The organism is Polaromonas sp., from assembly GCF_039932935.1.
Classification (GTDB): Bacteria; Pseudomonadota; Gammaproteobacteria; order Burkholderiales; family Burkholderiaceae_C; genus Polaromonas.
Map to the genome: position 1 here is coordinate 34,634 of NZ_JBDTPB010000145.1, position 15,111 is coordinate 49,744.

Below are 15,111 nucleotides of genomic sequence, written 5' to 3' on the forward strand. Positions count from 1 at the left end.
CCATGAAAGTAAATGCCAAGACCGATTTCAAACCCGGCACGCAAACCGATGCAAAGGCCGCCGCCAAGGCGGTGTCCAAAGCCAGCGCCAAGGGGAAAAAGGTCAACAAGGCGTGGTTGCATGACCACATCAATGACCCCTACGTCAAACTGGCCCAGAAAGAGGGCTACCGTGCCCGCGCCGCTTACAAATTGAAGGAAATTGACGAGACCTTCGGCCTGATCCGTCCGGGCGACTGCGTGGTCGACCTGGGCAGCACACCCGGCGCCTGGAGCCAGTATGTGCGGCGCAAGCTGTCACCTTCGGGCGCAGCCGCCGGGGACCTCAATGGCCGCATCATCGGTCTGGACCTGCTGCCGATGGAGCCGATCGAAGGCGTTACCTTCATCCAGGGGGATTTCCGCGAGGCGGAAGTGCTTGAAAAACTGGAAAGTGCGCTGGCGTCGTCCGAGGGTCAAATCCGGGTCGATCTGGTGGTCTCCGACATGGCGCCCAACCTGTCGGGCATTGAATCGGCCGACGCGGCCCGGATTGCTCACTTGATCGAACTGGCGGTGGAGTTTGCCCAGAACCGCATGAAACCGGACGGTACGCTGGTCGTGAAGCTTTTTCACGGCAGCGGATACGACCAGCTCGTCAAGCTGTTCAAGGAAACGTTCAAGGTGGTCAAGCCGCTTAAACCCAAGGCGTCTCGCCCCGGCTCGTCCGAGATTTTCCTGATAGGGCGGGGGCTGAAAAAGCGCGCTGAAGCGGCACAATGAGCGCATCACGATGGCAAAAATCACCTAAACCCGCTTCAAAGCAGGGGCCAGCAGGGGAATACGCGGTTTTTGCCCTTGAAACGCCTAAAATCAGTCGCATGTGACTTTTGTTCTTATACCGGAGTAGTCCTTGAACAATCAGTGGTTTTCCAAAATTGCAATCTGGCTGGTTATTGCCATGGTGCTGTTTACCGTATTCAAGCAATTTGATCCACGCGGTAGCGCCGGCTCGAACTACATGGGTTACTCCGAGTTCCTCGAAGAGGTGCGCGGCAAGCGCATCAAGACCGCCACCATCGCCGAGGGCCAAGGCGGCACCGAGATCGCGGCCACCACGGTGGACGACCGCAAGATCCGCACAACGGCTACTTACCTTGACCGCGGCCTGGTCGGCGACCTGATCGCCAACGATGTCAAGTTCGACGTCAAGCCCCGCGAAGAAACCTCCTTGCTCACCTCGCTGTTGATCAGCTGGGGCCCCATGCTGCTGTTGATCGGCGTGTGGATTTATTTCATGCGGCAGATGCAGGGCGGCGGCAAGGGCGGCGCCTTCAGCTTCGGTAAATCCAAGGCACGCCTGCTCGATGAATCCACCAATACGGTTACTTTTGCCGACGTGGCAGGCTGCGATGAGGCCAAGGAAGAAGTCAAGGAAGTCGTCGATTTCCTGAAAGACCCGGCCAAATTCCAGAAACTGGGCGGCCGCATTCCGCGCGGGTTGCTGCTGGTCGGCCCTCCTGGCACCGGTAAAACCTTGTTGGCCAAAAGCATTGCCGGCGAAGCCAAGGTTCCGTTTTTCTCGATCTCCGGCTCCGACTTCGTCGAAATGTTCGTCGGTGTGGGCGCATCGCGTGTTCGCGACATGTTCGACAACGCCAAGAAAAATGCACCTTGCATTATCTTTATCGATGAAATCGACGCAGTGGGACGCCAACGCGGCGCAGGCCTGGGCGGCGGCAACGACGAACGCGAGCAGACGCTGAACCAGATGCTGGTCGAGATGGACGGCTTTGAAACCAACGTCGGCGTGATCGTGGTGGCTGCCACCAATCGCCCTGACATTCTGGATGCCGCCTTGCTGCGTCCCGGCCGTTTTGACCGCCAGGTCTATGTAACGCTGCCCGATATCCGTGGCCGTGAGCAGATCCTCAATGTGCACATGCGCAAGGTTCCCCTCGGCCAGGACGTCAGTGCGCTGGTGATTGCCCGCGGCACACCAGGTATGTCAGGCGCTGACTTGGCTAACCTGTGCAACGAAGCCGCTCTGATGGCTGCGCGCCGCAACGCGCGCACCGTCGAGATGCAGGACTTCGAAAAAGCCAAAGACAAGATACTGATGGGCCCTGAGCGCAAGAGCATGGTCATGCCCGAAGAAGAGCGCCGCAACACCGCGTACCACGAGTCCGGCCACGCGTTGCTCGGCAAGATGCTGCCCAAGTGCGACCCCGTCCACAAGGTCACCATCATCCCGCGCGGCCGCGCACTGGGCGTCACCATGAGCCTGCCGGCGCAAGACCGTTATAGCTACGACCGCGAGTACATGCTCAGCCAGATCAGCATGCTGTTTGGTGGCCGCATTGCCGAGGAAGTCTTCATGAACCAGATGACCACCGGTGCCAGCAACGACTTTGAGCGCGCCACGGCGCTGGCCCGTGACATGGTCACCCGTTACGGCATGACCGAGGCCCTGGGGCCCATGGTGTACGCCGAAAACGAAGGCGAAGTATTTTTGGGCCGTTCGGTCACCAAGACCAACAACATGAGCGAGTCGACCCTGCAAAAGGTTGACGGCGAGGTACGCCGCATCATCGATCAGCAGTACGCCCAGGCGCGCAAGCTGATCGAAGACAACCAGGACAAGATGCATGCCATGGCCAAGGCCTTGCTGGAGTGGGAAACCATTGACGGCGACCAGCTGGACGACATCATGGCCGGCAAAGAACCGCGCCCACCCAAGGACTGGACACCGCGCAATTCATCGGTTGGCGGCGGCGGCCCCAGCGGCGGCACACCGGCTGTGAACACCGACCCAGCGCCCACCGTGGCCTGAGGATGCTGAACAAGGACTGCCAGGCAGTCGTAAAAACCGGGGCCAGTCCCCGGTTTTTTCATGGTGGAAAGCGTATGACCTCCTGGTTTGTCACCTTGTATGCGCTGCGCCGTTGTTCGACTTTGCACGCATTGATTGAGGACGTTTCATGATCTGGCAAACCTCGCGCTTTCAGATAGATCTGTCCCAGCCACGTGTGATGGGCATCGTGAACGTTACGCCTGACTCGTTTTCTGACGGGGGCAAGTACTTCAATCGGCAGGGCGGTTTCTCAAGCGCCTTCGAGCATTGCGAGAAGCTGGTCCGTGACGGCGCTGACATGTTGGACATCGGCGGCGAGTCAAGCCGCCCCGGAGCACCGACGGTATCGCTCGAAGAAGAGCTTGCGCGGGTGTTGCCGGTAGTCCGCCACGCGGCAAGCCTGGGTGTGCCGCTTTCGGTCGACACCTACAAGCCCGAGGTCATGCAGGCCGTGCTCGACCTGGGCGCTGATGCCATCAACGATATCTGGGCTCTGCGCAAGCCGGGTGCGGTGCAGGCGGTGGCGCAGCATCCGAATTGCGGTGTCTGCCTGATGCACATGCACCGCGAGCCGCAAACCATGCAGGTCGCACCCATGGAGGGTGATGTGGTGCCGCAGGTGAGGGCATTTTTGGAGGCTGCAGCCGCTGGCCTGCAGGCTGCTGGCGTCGACAAATCCCGCATCGTTCTTGACGTCGGCGTGGGCTTCGGAAAAACCGTCGCGCAGAATTTCTCATTACTGGCCCGCCAGAACGAATTTCTGGCGGCGGGATACCCTTTGCTGGCGGCCTGGTCCCGAAAGTCCTCGCTGGCGGCGGTGAGCGGGATGTCGCTCGGAAGCGTGGCGCAGCTAAACGTCGTTGACCGCATGGTTCCCAGCGTGGCCGCGGCAGTGCTGGCCGTTGACCGCGGGGCCCGCATTGTGCGCGTGCACGATGTACGCGAAACCGTGCAGGCCCTCAAGGTGTGGTCCGCCGCCAGTTAAGAGGCTGGCGCTTGTCAGAGGCCACGCATTGCACCGCCTAAAATAACGGCAAGCGCTCGACAACAACAAGCTTCACAGGGGACATTCAAATGATCAGAAAATATTTCGGCACCGACGGCATTCGCGGCACGGTAGGCCAGCCTCCCATCACCCCCGACTTTGTGCTGCGGCTCGCGCACGCTGTCGGCAGGGTTCTTCGCAAGACGGAAGCCCGCCCCACGGTGCTGATCGGTAAGGACACCCGCATTTCCGGCTACATGCTCGAAAGCGCGCTGGAGTCGGGCTTTAACTCTGCAGGTGTTGATGTGGTGTTGCTCGGCCCTTTGCCCACGCCCGGTGTGGCCTACCTCACGCGGGCCCAGCGTGCCAGCCTGGGTGTCGTTATCAGTGCCAGCCACAATGCCTATCCCGACAACGGCATCAAGTTTTTCAGCGCCCAGGGCACCAAGCTCGACGACGCGTGGGAACTGGCTGTGGAGGCTGCACTCGACGAGCCGCCGGTGTGGGCCGATTCGGCCAACCTGGGCAAGGCGCGCCGCCTCGACGACGCAGCCGGGCGCTATACCGAATTTTGCAAAAGCACTTTTGCCAACGACTTGACGCTCCGAGGCCTGAAGATCGTGGTCGACGGCGCCCACGGCGCGGCGTATCACATCGCACCCATGGTGTTTCATGAGCTGGGCGCAGAAGTGATCGCCATCGGCTGCGCACCCGATGGCCTCAACATCAACCACGAAGTCGGCGCGACGCATCCCGAAGCGCTGATCGCCAAGGTGAAGGCCAGCAAGGCGCATTACGGCATTGCGCTGGACGGCGACGCCGACCGGCTGCAAATCGTGGACGCCGAGGGCCGGCTCTTTAACGGCGACGAAGTGTTGTACCTCATGGTCAACGAGCGCCTGGCGCGCGGCGAGAAAGTGCCGGGCGCCGTCGGCACGCTGATGACCAATATGGCCGTGGAGGTCGCGCTCAAGAAAAAGGGTGTCGAATTCGTGCGCGCCAAGGTCGGCGACCGCTATGTGCTCGAGGAACTCGACAAGCGCGGCTGGTTGCTGGGCGGCGAGGGCTCGGGCCATTTGCTGGCGCTCGACAAGCACACCACCGGCGACGGCCTCATCAGCGCTTTGCAGGTATTGCAGGCCTGTGTGCGCAGCAAGAAAACACTGGCTCAGCTGCTCAGCGATGTGGTGCTGTTTCCACAGACACTGATCAACGTGCGCCTCAAGTCCGGGCAGGAGTGGAAGGACAACAAGCCGCTGGCCGACATGACAAAGATCGTCGAAACCGAATTGGGCGACACCGGTCGCCTGTTGATCCGCGCCAGCGGTACTGAACCGCTGCTGCGCGTGATGGTTGAGGCGCGCGATGCGGCGCAGGCAAAAAGCTGTGCCGAGCGTGTGGCGGATACAGTTCGATCCTGAGTTGCTTTCTAGGTAAATAGTGCCTGAAGCCATTTAACAGCGGGCGCAAGCAGCTATCAAATGGATAGCAAAACAATGGCGACAGGGCAGGCTAGGTGGTTTGCGCCAAATGAGCTCGCTCATCCGGCGTAAGCACTCTAGCTGCTACGCGAGGTGTTCCCTGATCCGGGTCAAAGAAGGGCGTATTCTTGTAGCTACCGTTCAACCGCGCGCGGATCAGTGACGCCATGAATCGCAGAATGGATACGGTGGTGCTGACCGGCATGGCCTTCGGTGCTCCCTTGGCACTCTTCATTCCCACCCGCATGCGGACGGGCCCAAAGGCGCTGTCCAGACTGGTAGACGGGTCTTCCAGGCAGTTATGCACTAGGCCGACATGCGAGACCTTGAAGTCCCGCGCCGTATTGCCGATCGGCGTGTTGCAGCAATTCGCATACCAGCGCAGCATGCCTTTGTCGCTGAGCGACATGCAGGCGAGCGCTTCAAAACCCTGGGTGAAGGTGACGTACTGGGGAAGGGTAGCGACCACATCTGTTCCCCCCATCTCATCCAGAATATCGCCGGCCTTGCCCAGGAAGTGCGCATAAGCCTGGCAATCTTTGCAGTAGCAAACGCCTCGAGACACACTTTCAGTATGGCTGACGTTGCCTCGTAAAGTGCCGCATTGGCAGCGCAAGGTGTGGTTCATGCGGGGAGCTTACCGCTTGCGAGGTGGAGCGTCTATTGAATGAGAGGTGAATTTATTCATTGGCATACCCATCACTGGGTTTGGCATTCGGGCGGCCGCGGAGCCCCGAGGCCATATTTGGTGACAGCATCTTGAACAAGGCGTGTACAACCTGGCGCCAGCGATTCGAGCAGAATGAATCGAGACGCGGGACATGCGTCCGGGTTGCCCTGAACCACCTTGCCTTGCCTGAAGCGGGAAGCGAGGACCTCAGTATCTGTTTCATAGGCTGACCAAACCCGAACCGGATCACCGTCGATCACTTCGGTCAGGGAAAGCATGATCCATTTTTCACCCTCCGGAGCGAACAGCACCTGGCATCCGCTATAACGCGTGTCGATGTCCTTGGCGCGCGGGTAGATGCGCAGGGTGATGCCATGATGGGCTGTTTCACCCGCAGCGACCGGCGGCAACGTCAGGTCGCAGTTCCTGCCTGTCGGTTTGTCGGCGCCCGCCGCGTATACAGATAACGAGCAAAGCAGCAAGCCCATGAAGAAGGGGACGACGCGCGCTGCGGGCATGGAGTGCGCAATTTGTCCATGGCTCGCATCACGCATTCTCAGCCTGCGATGGATAAAGGTGCTTGCAAAACCGCCACTCATGCACGGGCTGGTCGTCAATATAGGTCGTGAGCTTCGGCAGATAGCCGTCAAAACAGTCGGTGATTTCGAGTTCAATGGCCGTGGTCCTGCAGTACTCGGCGCCTCCGGAACTCCAGAGAAACAAAGTCGCCCCTTCGGATTTCAGTCGCCTGACCTGGGCAATTACCGCGGGCATGGGAATACGCTTCGCACCAACGGACCTGACCATGGTGTCATCGACATCGACAAAACGATTTTCCAAGTCATGGGTGTTGAACCTTTGTTTGACCCCGGAATATGTGTGACGCCAGCAGCCACAAGGCCACCGGCAGCAAAAGCGCGGCGGCAGCGACTTCCGAAAGAATGGTGATATTGGCGATCAATGGATGCAACTCGATAGGCGCGAAGGCATAGTGACCCAGGCCGTCAAATCCCATTGCGGCGTAAACGGCCATCAAAAAGAGGCCCGTGGCCATGAATTTCTTGCGCATCAGCACCAGGCCGGTTACGCCAACCGAGGTGATGCCAGCCCACACCGCATACACCTGCGCACGTGTGAGCCAGGCGGGCAGGTTCGGGTATTCGCAGATGAACTCGGCGTTGTGGCTGAAGTGCCCAAGGCTGGTCAGGAAGTAAGCTCCTGTCAGGGCCAGCAACACCTTCGGCAGCCCGCGGGCGTGCCGTACTCCCGGCATCAGTCCCCGCGTCAGTCCCACCATCGTCAAGCCAGCGTATACGCCGTCTTCACCGTCGTGAAAAACTCCTGCGCGTACTTGCCCTGCTCGCGCGGGCCGTAGCTGGAGCCCTTGCGGCCGCCGAAGGGGACGTGGTAGTCGACGCCCGCGGTGGGCAGGTTGACCATGACCATGCCGGCCTGGCTGTGGCGTTTGAAGTGGGTGGCGTATTTCAGTGACGTGGTGGCAATGCCGGCTGACAAACCGAATGGCGTGTCATTGGCGGTGGCCAGTGCAGCGTCGTAATCCTTCACGCGAATGATGCTGGCCACGGGGCCGAAGATTTCTTCACGGTTGATGCGCATGCCAGCCGTGCTTTCGCTGAAAAGCGCGGGCGTCATGAAGTAGCCTTCCGCACCGCTGCCGGTGTGGCAGCGAACACGGTCACCGCCAAACGAGAGCGTTGCGCCTTCCTGCTGGCCGATGGCGATGTAGCTCAAATCCTGCTCAAGTTGCGCTTGCGACGAGACGGGGCCGATGTCGGTTCCGGCGGTCAGGGCATCACCCACCTTGATGCGGGCCATGCGCTCGTGCAGCGCCTTCACGAAGGCGGGGTAGATGCCCTCAGTCACGATGAGGCGGCTTGATGCGGTGCAGCGCTGACCGGTGGAATAAAAAGCACTTTGTGCGCTCAGTTCCACCGCTTGGGTCAGGTCGGCGTCGTCGAGGATGATCTGGGGGTTTTTCCCGCCCATTTCGAGCTGCACCTTCTTGAGGTTCTTTGCGCAGGTTTCAGCGATGCGGCTGCCCACACCGACCGAGCCGGTGAAGCTGATGGCATTGACGCCTGGATGGTTGACCAGCGCATCGCCGATCACGCGGCCCGGGCCCATGACCAGGTTGAATACACCGGCCGGAATGCCGGAGCGCGAGATGATTTCAGCCAGAGCCCATGCGCTGCCGGGCACAAGGTCAGCGGGCTTGAGCACGACGCAGTTGCCGAAGGCCAGCGCCGGTGCAACTTTCCAGGCCGGAATGGCGATGGGGAAGTTCCATGGCGTGATCAAGCCGACCACACCGACTGGTTCGCGGGTGATCTCCACGCCAATGCCGGGGCGCACGGAGGGAATGGTTTCGCCGCCCAGGCGCAGGCATTCGCCGGCGAAGAATTTGAAGATGTGGCCGGCGCGCGTGGCTTCGCCAATGCCTTCGGGCTTGGTTTTGCCTTCTTCGCGCGCGAGCAGGGTGCCCAGCTCTTCACGGCGGGCCAAAATTTCGGTGCCGATTTTGTCGAGCGCATCCGAACGGGCCTGGATGCCCGAAGTGGACCACGCGGGGAAAGCGGCCTGTGCGGCTTGCACGGCGGCGTCAAGGCCGGCCGCGTCGGCCTGCGTGTACTCGCCAATCACGTCGGCGAGGTTGCTGGGGTTCAGGTTGGGGCTGTAGCTTGTGCCGGCCAGCCATTGGCCGGCAATGAGGTTGTCGTGTTTTGTGGTCATGGGGTAGTTCCAGAAGTCAGGGGTTGATCGGGGCGGAGGGCACGCGGGCTGCGGTTTGGCTAGGTACTCACTAGATATTTGCCACAGCCGGTGTCACGTCAATCGCGTAGAAACGCAGGGCGTTCTCACACATCATCGCATGTTGCTGGTCGGAAGGAAGGTGGCTCAGCATGCCGGCCACACCGCCAACCAGGTCCGCATAGTTTATGCGCAAGCTCGCCACCGGAAAGTTACTCGCGAACATACAGCGCTGCCATCCGAAAATTGCAATCACTTCATACACAATTCGCGCGTTTTCCTGCTGGTCCCAAGGCTGGTCGCGCAGGCCGAATTCGGACAGTTTGACGTGCACGTTTTCCTGACGCGCGAGGGTCTCCATCCAGCCACGCCAGCGCTTGAGGCCTTCCTCGCTCCGGTCCCAGGCAAAGCCGTGATGGTTCAGGGCGATGGGCACCTTGGGAAATTGCGCCGCCACGGCCGCTGCTTCGGGCAGGTGCCAGGCCGGCACGCGCAGGTCCCACCGCAGGCCGTATTTTTCGAGCAATGAGAAACCGCGTAACCAGGCTTCGTCCTGCATGGTGCCGGCCTGCCCCTTCACGCTGTGCGCCGCGGTGGCAGAAGTCACGGGTTTGCTGCGTATGCCCCGCACCAGCGGAAACTGAGACTGCGTGATCAGGCATTCCTCGGTATCCGGGCGGTCAAACCAGGCGTGGGCGACGACAGCATTTGGAAAACCGTATCGGGCATGGACTTCATGCAGCCATGCCGTTTCGGCGACCTGCTCCAGGCGGCTGCGTTCGGCTTCTACATGTACCGTTGCAACCACGTCGCATGAGGCCGCGGCTGCCTGGTAGTCAGGGGCCAGGAAGTCGCGGCAAATCGGCCGGTAGTCGCCCAGGAAAAATGCCTCCGGGTCGTACGATTCCTGCAGCCAGGGATAGTGGCCCTGTGACAGATCCCAGAGGTGGTGATGCGCATCGACGATGCGAAGCCTTGGCTGCAAGGCGGCAGGAGGAGGGGGGCTCGCGCTCTTCATGGCGATTGAAGGATTAGATGCCCCGGCACGTTGCTTGAGCTCAACGCCGCCAGACGTACGATGAATCGGGTTCGCGCAGGGTTTTGATCTCCTGCTCAAACTCAAAACTGTCAAGGTTGAGGCGGCGCACGGTTTCGTCCTGAAACGAGATATACACCGCCCGGTCCACCGGGTGAAATGACAGCGCGAGCGGATTGCTCGGCAGCGCAAAGCAGCGCTGCTCCTGCAGGTCAAGGCCGAAAATCGACAACGAATGCTCGCCGGAGTTGGTGGTGAGCAGCAGGTCGGCGCCTTCGGCCCCTCGGAAACGGTAAACCCGGTTCGGGTCGCGCCGGGTCTTGCCTGACGCCACGACTTTCATGCTCGCCGTGTCAACCGCGACGATGGTGTCGTCGCCGCGGTTGGCCACGTACAGCAGCGACTCATCGGCCGACAACACATTGCCCTCGGGCACAGGGCCCGGCACCATGGCGATGGGCGTGAAGGTCGGGTCGTTGGGCTTGATTTTGGTGACCGTGTTTGACAGCAGGTTCAGCGCGTAGGCTGTCTGTGCGTCCTTCGTCAGCGCAAACAGATGGGTCTTGTAGCCGCCCGATGGCACCGCCAGGTCGGGTACGTGGACGTTGATCGGATCCGAAAAGCGCAGCAACACATTGTGTGCCTCCGACATGACGAACAGGCGGCCCTCGGCATCGACCGTCAGCCCGTGCGGGCGGTAGAACGGCCAAATGTTGAGCGTGGCCACATGGGCCTGCTTGTCCAGGTCGATGACAAACACCGAATGCCCGCCCACGTCGCCAAGGTGGCTGGCGGTTTCAATGCCGTAGTGGCCCACGTAGGCGCGCCGGTGCCGCGGGTCCACCGTGAACTCATGCGGAAAATTGGGCAGCACGATGTGCTTTTCAGCCTGGCTTGTCGCCAGGTCGTAAAAGCTGAAGGTATGGGCGCATTTCTGCACCAGCAAGAGTGTTTCCCGAAGTGGCATGGTTTTTCTGAAGATGGGGTTGCCGGAAAGGAAACGGGGAGTGTGAAAAGGCAGTCAGGGACGCTGCAGTGAGGCCCGCCTATTTTCCCCAGCGTAGCACCATCGGATCCAGCCGGCGGGCGGTTTCGAGAAGGCCTTTGCGCACCTCAGGGTGCATGGCGGGAAACGGATGGCGCGGCGCTTCGCAGGCGATGACGCCGCCGGCCTTCATGAGCGCCTTGGCCGTCAGGATGCCGCCCTGCCGGTTTTCGTAGTTGATGAGCGGCAGCCAGCGCGTGTATTCGGCAATGGCTTCGTCACGCTTGCCGGCCGCCCAGGCGTCCATGATCTTGCGTATGCCGTCCGGGTAGCCACCGCCCGTCGTCGCGCCGGTGGCGCCGGCTTCCAGGTCAGGCAGCAGCGTGATGGCTTCTTCGCCGTCCCAGGGGCCTTCGATGTCGTCACCGCCCAGGCGGATCAGTTCGCGCAGTTTGGAGGCCGCGCCCGGCGTCTCGATCTTGAAATAGGCGACGTTGCGGATCTCTTTGGCCATGCGCGCCAGGAAGGTCGCCGAAAGCGGCGTACCGCTGACGGGTGCGTCCTGGATCATGATGGGAATGTCGATGGCGGCCGACAGCGTGGCGAAAAACTCATAGGTCTTTTCTTCAGTCACGCGGATGGTGGCGCCGTGATACGGCGGCATCACCATCACCATGGCCGCACCCAGGTCTTGCGCGCGGCGGCTGCGTTCAGTGCAGACCCGGGTGCCAAAGTGCGTGGTCGTCACAATCACCGGTACGCGGCCCGCGACGTGTTTGAGGATGGCGGCGGTGAGCACTTCGCGCTCTTCGTCGGACAGCACAAACTGCTCCGAGAAATTGGCCAGGATACACAGGCCCGTCGAGCCCGCATCGATCATGAAATCGACGCAATGTTTCTGGCTTTCCAGGTCCAGCCCGCCCGCATCGTTGAAGGTGGTGGGTACAACCGGAAAGACTCCGGTATATTTTTCGCCGGTATAGCTTGCTTTCATGCTGCTTGCTTACTCGACGATGTTGAAGTCTTTGAGGAACTCGGTCTTCATCGTCAGGCCCAGGCCTGGCTTGTTGTCGTCGAGCTGCAGGAAGCCGTTTTCGGCCACCGGCTCGCCGTCAAAGATGTAATAGAAGAGCTCGTTGCCGACTTCCACGTCGAACATCGGAAAGTACTCGCTCATGGGCGAGGCGAGGGTGCTCATGGTAAGGTGATAGTTGTGCATCTGGCCGGCGTGCGGAATCACCGGCACGCTGTAGGCCTCGCACAGCGCATTGATCTTGTGCGCCGCCGTGATGCCGCCCACGCGGTTGGTGTCGTACTGCACGACCGACACGGCCTTTTTGTCGAGCAGCTGCTTGAAGCCGTAGAGCGAAAACTCATGCTCGCCCCCCGAGATCGGAATGCTGGTCAGCTGGTTAAGTTCGGCATAGCCGTCGATGTCGTCGGCAATCACCGGCTCTTCAACCCAGCGCAGCTGGAACTTCTCGAGCTTGGGCAGCATGCGCTTGGCGTATTCCAGGTTCCAGCCCATGTAGCACTCCATCATCAGGTCGTTGTCATAGCCGATTACTTCGCGAATGGCTTCCACGGCCTTCAGGTTTTCGGTCGCGCCCTTGGTGCCGTGCGCCGGGCCGTAGCCAAAGCGCGACTTGAACATGGTGAAACCCTGGTCCAGGTATTTCTGCGCCTCGTCCTGCATGGCCTTGATGTCGGTGCGGTAGAGCTTCGAGTAGTAGCAGGGAATCTTCTCTTTGGTGCGGCCGCCCAGCAGCTTGAACACCGGCTTGTTCACCGACTTGCCCAGGATGTCCCAGATCGCCAGGTCCACCGCTGAAATCGCGGCCATGGTTACGCCCTTTCGGCCCCAGGCGTGCGTGCTGCGGTACATGCGCTGCCACAGGTATTCGTAATCCCACGGGTCCTGGCCCAGCACGAGCGGCGTGAGGTACTGGTCGATGATGGCTTTTGCAATGTGCGGTGCCAGCGCCACGTTGCCCAGGCCGATGATGCCGTCGTCGGTTTCAATCTCAACTACCGTCCAGGAGTGGAAGCGGAAGGTGCTCATCGACTCGGTCTTCGAGTAGACAAGGTCCATCGCGTTGGAGCAGAAGTTGCCTTGCGGTGGAACGGTTTTGCCCTTCCATTCGAACACGCGTGCGCGCACTGATTTGATTTTCATGGTGAATTCCTTGGGGAGCTGAATAAACGGGTAGTCAGGTAAGCGTTCGCATTGGGCCTGTCGACGTGCATGGAGGCTTCGACAGGCTCAGTCCGAACGGCCGGGTTAACGAGCGAGGGCTGCTTGCCCCATGCGGCAGGCAATCTTGTAGGCATTGAGCGTGGCATTCACATCCGCCACACCCTGGCCGGCAATGTCATACGCCGTGCCGTGCGCCGGCGTGGTGATGGGCACCGGCAGGCCGCCCTGCACCGTGACGCCTTTGCTGAAGCCCAGAAGCTTGATGGCGATCTGCCCCTGGTCGTGGTACATGGTGACGATGGCCTGGTACTGGCCGGCTTGCGCTTTCAGGAAGATGGTGTCGGCCGGGAAGGGGCCGTCCACTGGTATGCCGCTGGCGCGCAGCTGTGCCACCGCCGGCTCGATGATGTCAATTTCTTCGCGCCCGCAGACGCCGCCGTCGCCGCCGTGCGGGTTAAACGCGGCCACCGCTACTTTGGGACTGTGGTTGCCGCTGGCCTTGAGCGACGCATAGATCAGCCGGGTGGCATCCATGATGCGTTCCTTGCTGAGCATGGCTGCTGCATCCTTGAGCGGAATGTGCGAAGAAACACGTGCTGTCCACAAGTCGCCCAGGGTGTTGAACTCGCAGAAGTAGCCCGTCACGCCCAGGTACTCGGCAAAGTGGTGCAGCTCGTCTTCATGCTTCAGGCCGCCCAGCTTCATGGCCTGCTTGTTCAGCGGCGCAAAGCAGATCGCGTCAACCTCGCCGCGCTTGGCGCCGTCCATGCAGCGGTTGAGCACCGTGAGCACGGCCGCACCGCAGGCGGCTTGCGCCTGGCTGCGCTGCACCTGGGCGGCCTGAACGGTGTCGGTGGCCAAAAAGGCCGGCAGGCGGGTGTCGGCGCGACCGCGCACTTCGGCCAGACTGGTCACAACTTGCGTGGCCACAGTCTGCTTGGCGATAGCCTGGCCTTGTTGCCAGAGCCAGGCATCACCCACCAGCACGATGTTGGCGCCCTCCGTGATGCCGGGCTGAGCCAGCAGCCGCGCGATCAGCTCGGGGCCTATGCCCGCCGCATCGCCCAGAGTCAGCGCGACCACAGGTTTTTGTGCAGGTGTCTGCGTGTTGCTCATGGCGTCGGTCCAGTCAGTGAATTCAGGTTCGTCGAGATAAATCGAGCTCAGTCGAGCTTGATGTTTTTCTTGGCGATCAGGTCACCATAACGCTTGTTCTCGTCCTGGTGAAATTGCGCAAACTGTGCCTGCGTCATCGGCGTCAAGTCTGCACCAATGGCGCCCAGCCGGGATTGCGTCTCGGGCATGGCCAGCACCTTGGTCACTTCAGCGTAAACACGTTCCTGTACCGCCTTGGGTGTCGTCGCCGGCATGTAGATGCCGTACCAGGCGCTCATCTCCACGCCCTTCACGCCGGCTTCGGCCATGGTCGGCACATTGGGGAGCTGCGGGTTGCGTTTGGCGCTGGCGACGGCCAGCGGCTTGATGCGGCCGTTCTTGATCTGACCGATCACCGAGGGCATGGTGTCAAAGCTCAGTTGCACCTGGCCGCCCACAAGATCGATCAGCGCCGGGCCGCTGCCGCGATAAGGGATGTGCGTGATGAAGACGCCGGCCTGGTCCTTGAAGAGCTCGGCCGCAATGTGTTGCGTGCTGCCCGAGCCGCTGGTGGCGTAGTTGAGCTGGCCGGGCTTGGCCTTGGCCAGCTTGATGAGCGACTGCACCGAGTCGACCGGCAGCGCGTTGTTGACCACCAGCACATTGGGCACGGCGCCGACGAAGACCACGGGCACCAGGTCCTTGTTGTTGTCGTAGCCCAGCTTGAGCAGGTGCGGTGCAATCGCATGGGCAGTGGAAACGCCCATGATCATGGTGTGGCCGTCGGTGGCCTTGGCTGTCAGGTCGGCCGCCAGGGTGTTGGAAGCGCCGGGGCGGTTTTCGACCACCACCGGTTGCTTGAGCAGCGGGCCCAGCCGGTCGGCCACGGCGCGGGCCATGGCGTCGGTGCCGCCGCCGGGGGCCGAGCCCACCAAAATGCGCACCGGCTTGGTCGGCCACTCTTGCGCCAACAGGGGTGTGTGTGTGGCCCATGCGCAGGCTGCCGCCAGCAGGACAGGTAGGTATTTCATGCTTGTCTCCATCATTTGTTATGAATCAAT

The 15,111-nt window shown here is 61.2% G+C and carries 15 protein-coding genes; 4 read left to right on the forward strand and 11 right to left on the reverse strand.

Features of this window, described 5'->3' with window-relative positions; genetic code table 11:
• Positions 1-2 precede the first annotated feature (2 nt).
• The 4 genes from ABI546_RS21880 (at position 3) to glmM (ending at position 5,238) form a co-directional block, all read left to right on the forward strand.
• On the forward strand, positions 3-761 hold the full coding sequence (locus tag ABI546_RS21880) for an RlmE family RNA methyltransferase (RefSeq protein ID WP_348050206.1): 759 nt from the start codon (positions 3-5) through the stop codon (positions 759-761).
• Between the two features lie 130 nt (positions 762-891).
• Complete coding sequence (ftsH, locus tag ABI546_RS21885; RefSeq protein WP_348050208.1) at positions 892-2,811, forward strand: ATP-dependent zinc metalloprotease FtsH; 1,920 nt, start codon at positions 892-894, stop codon at positions 2,809-2,811.
• A 148-nt stretch (positions 2,812-2,959) separates the two neighbouring features.
• Positions 2,960-3,817 carry a dihydropteroate synthase gene (gene folP, locus ABI546_RS21890; RefSeq protein ID WP_348050210.1) on the forward strand — a complete coding sequence of 286 codons (858 nt, stop codon included), beginning with the start codon at positions 2,960-2,962 and terminating at the stop codon, positions 3,815-3,817.
• A gap of 89 nt (positions 3,818-3,906) precedes the next feature.
• A complete protein-coding gene (gene glmM, locus ABI546_RS21895; protein WP_348050212.1) occupies positions 3,907-5,238 on the forward strand; it encodes a phosphoglucosamine mutase in 1,332 nt (443 codons plus the stop codon).
• Between the two features lie 91 nt (positions 5,239-5,329).
• On the opposite strand, the gene ABI546_RS21900 is transcribed toward glmM, so the two are convergent.
• From ABI546_RS21900 to ABI546_RS21950, 11 genes are all read right to left on the reverse strand, one after another.
• On the reverse strand, positions 5,330-5,926 hold the full coding sequence (locus ABI546_RS21900; protein WP_348050214.1) for a DUF6151 family protein: 597 nt from the start codon (positions 5,924-5,926) through the stop codon (positions 5,330-5,332).
• Between the two features lie 71 nt (positions 5,927-5,997).
• The gene (locus ABI546_RS21905) at positions 5,998-6,486 is read right to left on the reverse strand and encodes a hypothetical protein (RefSeq protein WP_348050216.1); all 489 of its coding nucleotides are present in this window, start codon (positions 6,484-6,486) and stop codon (positions 5,998-6,000) included.
• A 28-nt stretch (positions 6,487-6,514) separates the two neighbouring features.
• Complete coding sequence (locus ABI546_RS21910) at positions 6,515-6,808, reverse strand: hydrolase (RefSeq protein WP_348050218.1); 294 nt, start codon at positions 6,806-6,808, stop codon at positions 6,515-6,517.
• 1 nt (position 6,809) lies between these two features.
• Complete coding sequence (locus ABI546_RS21915) at positions 6,810-7,265, reverse strand: hypothetical protein (RefSeq protein ID WP_348050220.1); 456 nt, start codon at positions 7,263-7,265, stop codon at positions 6,810-6,812.
• Positions 7,266-7,267: 2 nt separating this feature from the next.
• Entirely contained in the window at positions 7,268-8,719 is a 1,452-nt protein-coding gene (locus ABI546_RS21920; protein WP_348050222.1) for an aldehyde dehydrogenase family protein, read from the reverse strand.
• Between the two features lie 70 nt (positions 8,720-8,789).
• On the reverse strand, positions 8,790-9,755 hold the full coding sequence (locus tag ABI546_RS21925) for an amidohydrolase family protein (protein WP_348050224.1): 966 nt from the start codon (positions 9,753-9,755) through the stop codon (positions 8,790-8,792).
• Between the two features lie 40 nt (positions 9,756-9,795).
• Positions 9,796-10,740 carry a YncE family protein gene (locus ABI546_RS21930; RefSeq protein ID WP_348050226.1) on the reverse strand — a complete coding sequence of 315 codons (945 nt, stop codon included), beginning with the start codon at positions 10,738-10,740 and terminating at the stop codon, positions 9,796-9,798.
• 79 nt (positions 10,741-10,819) lie between these two features.
• The gene (locus ABI546_RS21935; RefSeq protein WP_348050228.1) at positions 10,820-11,752 is read right to left on the reverse strand and encodes a dihydrodipicolinate synthase family protein; all 933 of its coding nucleotides are present in this window, start codon (positions 11,750-11,752) and stop codon (positions 10,820-10,822) included.
• Positions 11,753-11,761: 9 nt separating this feature from the next.
• Positions 11,762-12,934 carry an L-rhamnonate dehydratase gene (locus ABI546_RS21940; RefSeq protein ID WP_348050230.1) on the reverse strand — a complete coding sequence of 391 codons (1,173 nt, stop codon included), beginning with the start codon at positions 12,932-12,934 and terminating at the stop codon, positions 11,762-11,764.
• Positions 12,935-13,039: 105 nt separating this feature from the next.
• Complete coding sequence (locus tag ABI546_RS21945) at positions 13,040-14,071, reverse strand: 4-hydroxythreonine-4-phosphate dehydrogenase PdxA (protein ID WP_348050232.1); 1,032 nt, start codon at positions 14,069-14,071, stop codon at positions 13,040-13,042.
• 47 nt (positions 14,072-14,118) lie between these two features.
• Positions 14,119-15,081, reverse strand: coding sequence for a tripartite tricarboxylate transporter substrate binding protein (locus ABI546_RS21950; RefSeq protein ID WP_348050234.1), 963 nt, complete (start codon positions 15,079-15,081; stop codon positions 14,119-14,121).
• Between the last annotated feature and the right edge of the window lie 30 nt (positions 15,082-15,111).

Bases quoted from the DNA above. Each gene is read 5' to 3' on its own strand.
- ABI546_RS21880 (WP_348050206.1), top strand. From the start codon at position 3: ATGAAAGTAAATGCCAAGACCGATTTCAAACCCGGCACGCAAACCGAT.
- folP (WP_348050210.1), top strand. From the start codon at position 2,960: ATGATCTGGCAAACCTCGCGCTTTCAGATAGATCTGTCCCAGCCACGT.
- glmM (WP_348050212.1), top strand. From the start codon at position 3,907: ATGATCAGAAAATATTTCGGCACCGACGGCATTCGCGGCACGGTAGGC.
- ABI546_RS21900 (WP_348050214.1), bottom strand. From the start codon at position 5,926: ATGAACCACACCTTGCGCTGCCAATGCGGCACTTTACGAGGCAACGTC.
- ABI546_RS21905 (WP_348050216.1), bottom strand. From the start codon at position 6,486: ATGCCCGCAGCGCGCGTCGTCCCCTTCTTCATGGGCTTGCTGCTTTGC.
- ABI546_RS21915 (WP_348050220.1), bottom strand. From the start codon at position 7,265: ATGGTGGGACTGACGCGGGGACTGATGCCGGGAGTACGGCACGCCCGC.
- ABI546_RS21920 (WP_348050222.1), bottom strand. From the start codon at position 8,719: ATGACCACAAAACACGACAACCTCATTGCCGGCCAATGGCTGGCCGGC.
- ABI546_RS21925 (WP_348050224.1), bottom strand. From the start codon at position 9,755: ATGAAGAGCGCGAGCCCCCCTCCTCCTGCCGCCTTGCAGCCAAGGCTT.
- ABI546_RS21930 (WP_348050226.1), bottom strand. From the start codon at position 10,740: ATGCCACTTCGGGAAACACTCTTGCTGGTGCAGAAATGCGCCCATACC.
- ABI546_RS21935 (WP_348050228.1), bottom strand. From the start codon at position 11,752: ATGAAAGCAAGCTATACCGGCGAAAAATATACCGGAGTCTTTCCGGTT.
- ABI546_RS21940 (WP_348050230.1), bottom strand. From the start codon at position 12,934: ATGAAAATCAAATCAGTGCGCGCACGCGTGTTCGAATGGAAGGGCAAA.
- ABI546_RS21945 (WP_348050232.1), bottom strand. From the start codon at position 14,071: ATGAGCAACACGCAGACACCTGCACAAAAACCTGTGGTCGCGCTGACT.
- ABI546_RS21950 (WP_348050234.1), bottom strand. From the start codon at position 15,081: ATGAAATACCTACCTGTCCTGCTGGCGGCAGCCTGCGCATGGGCCACA.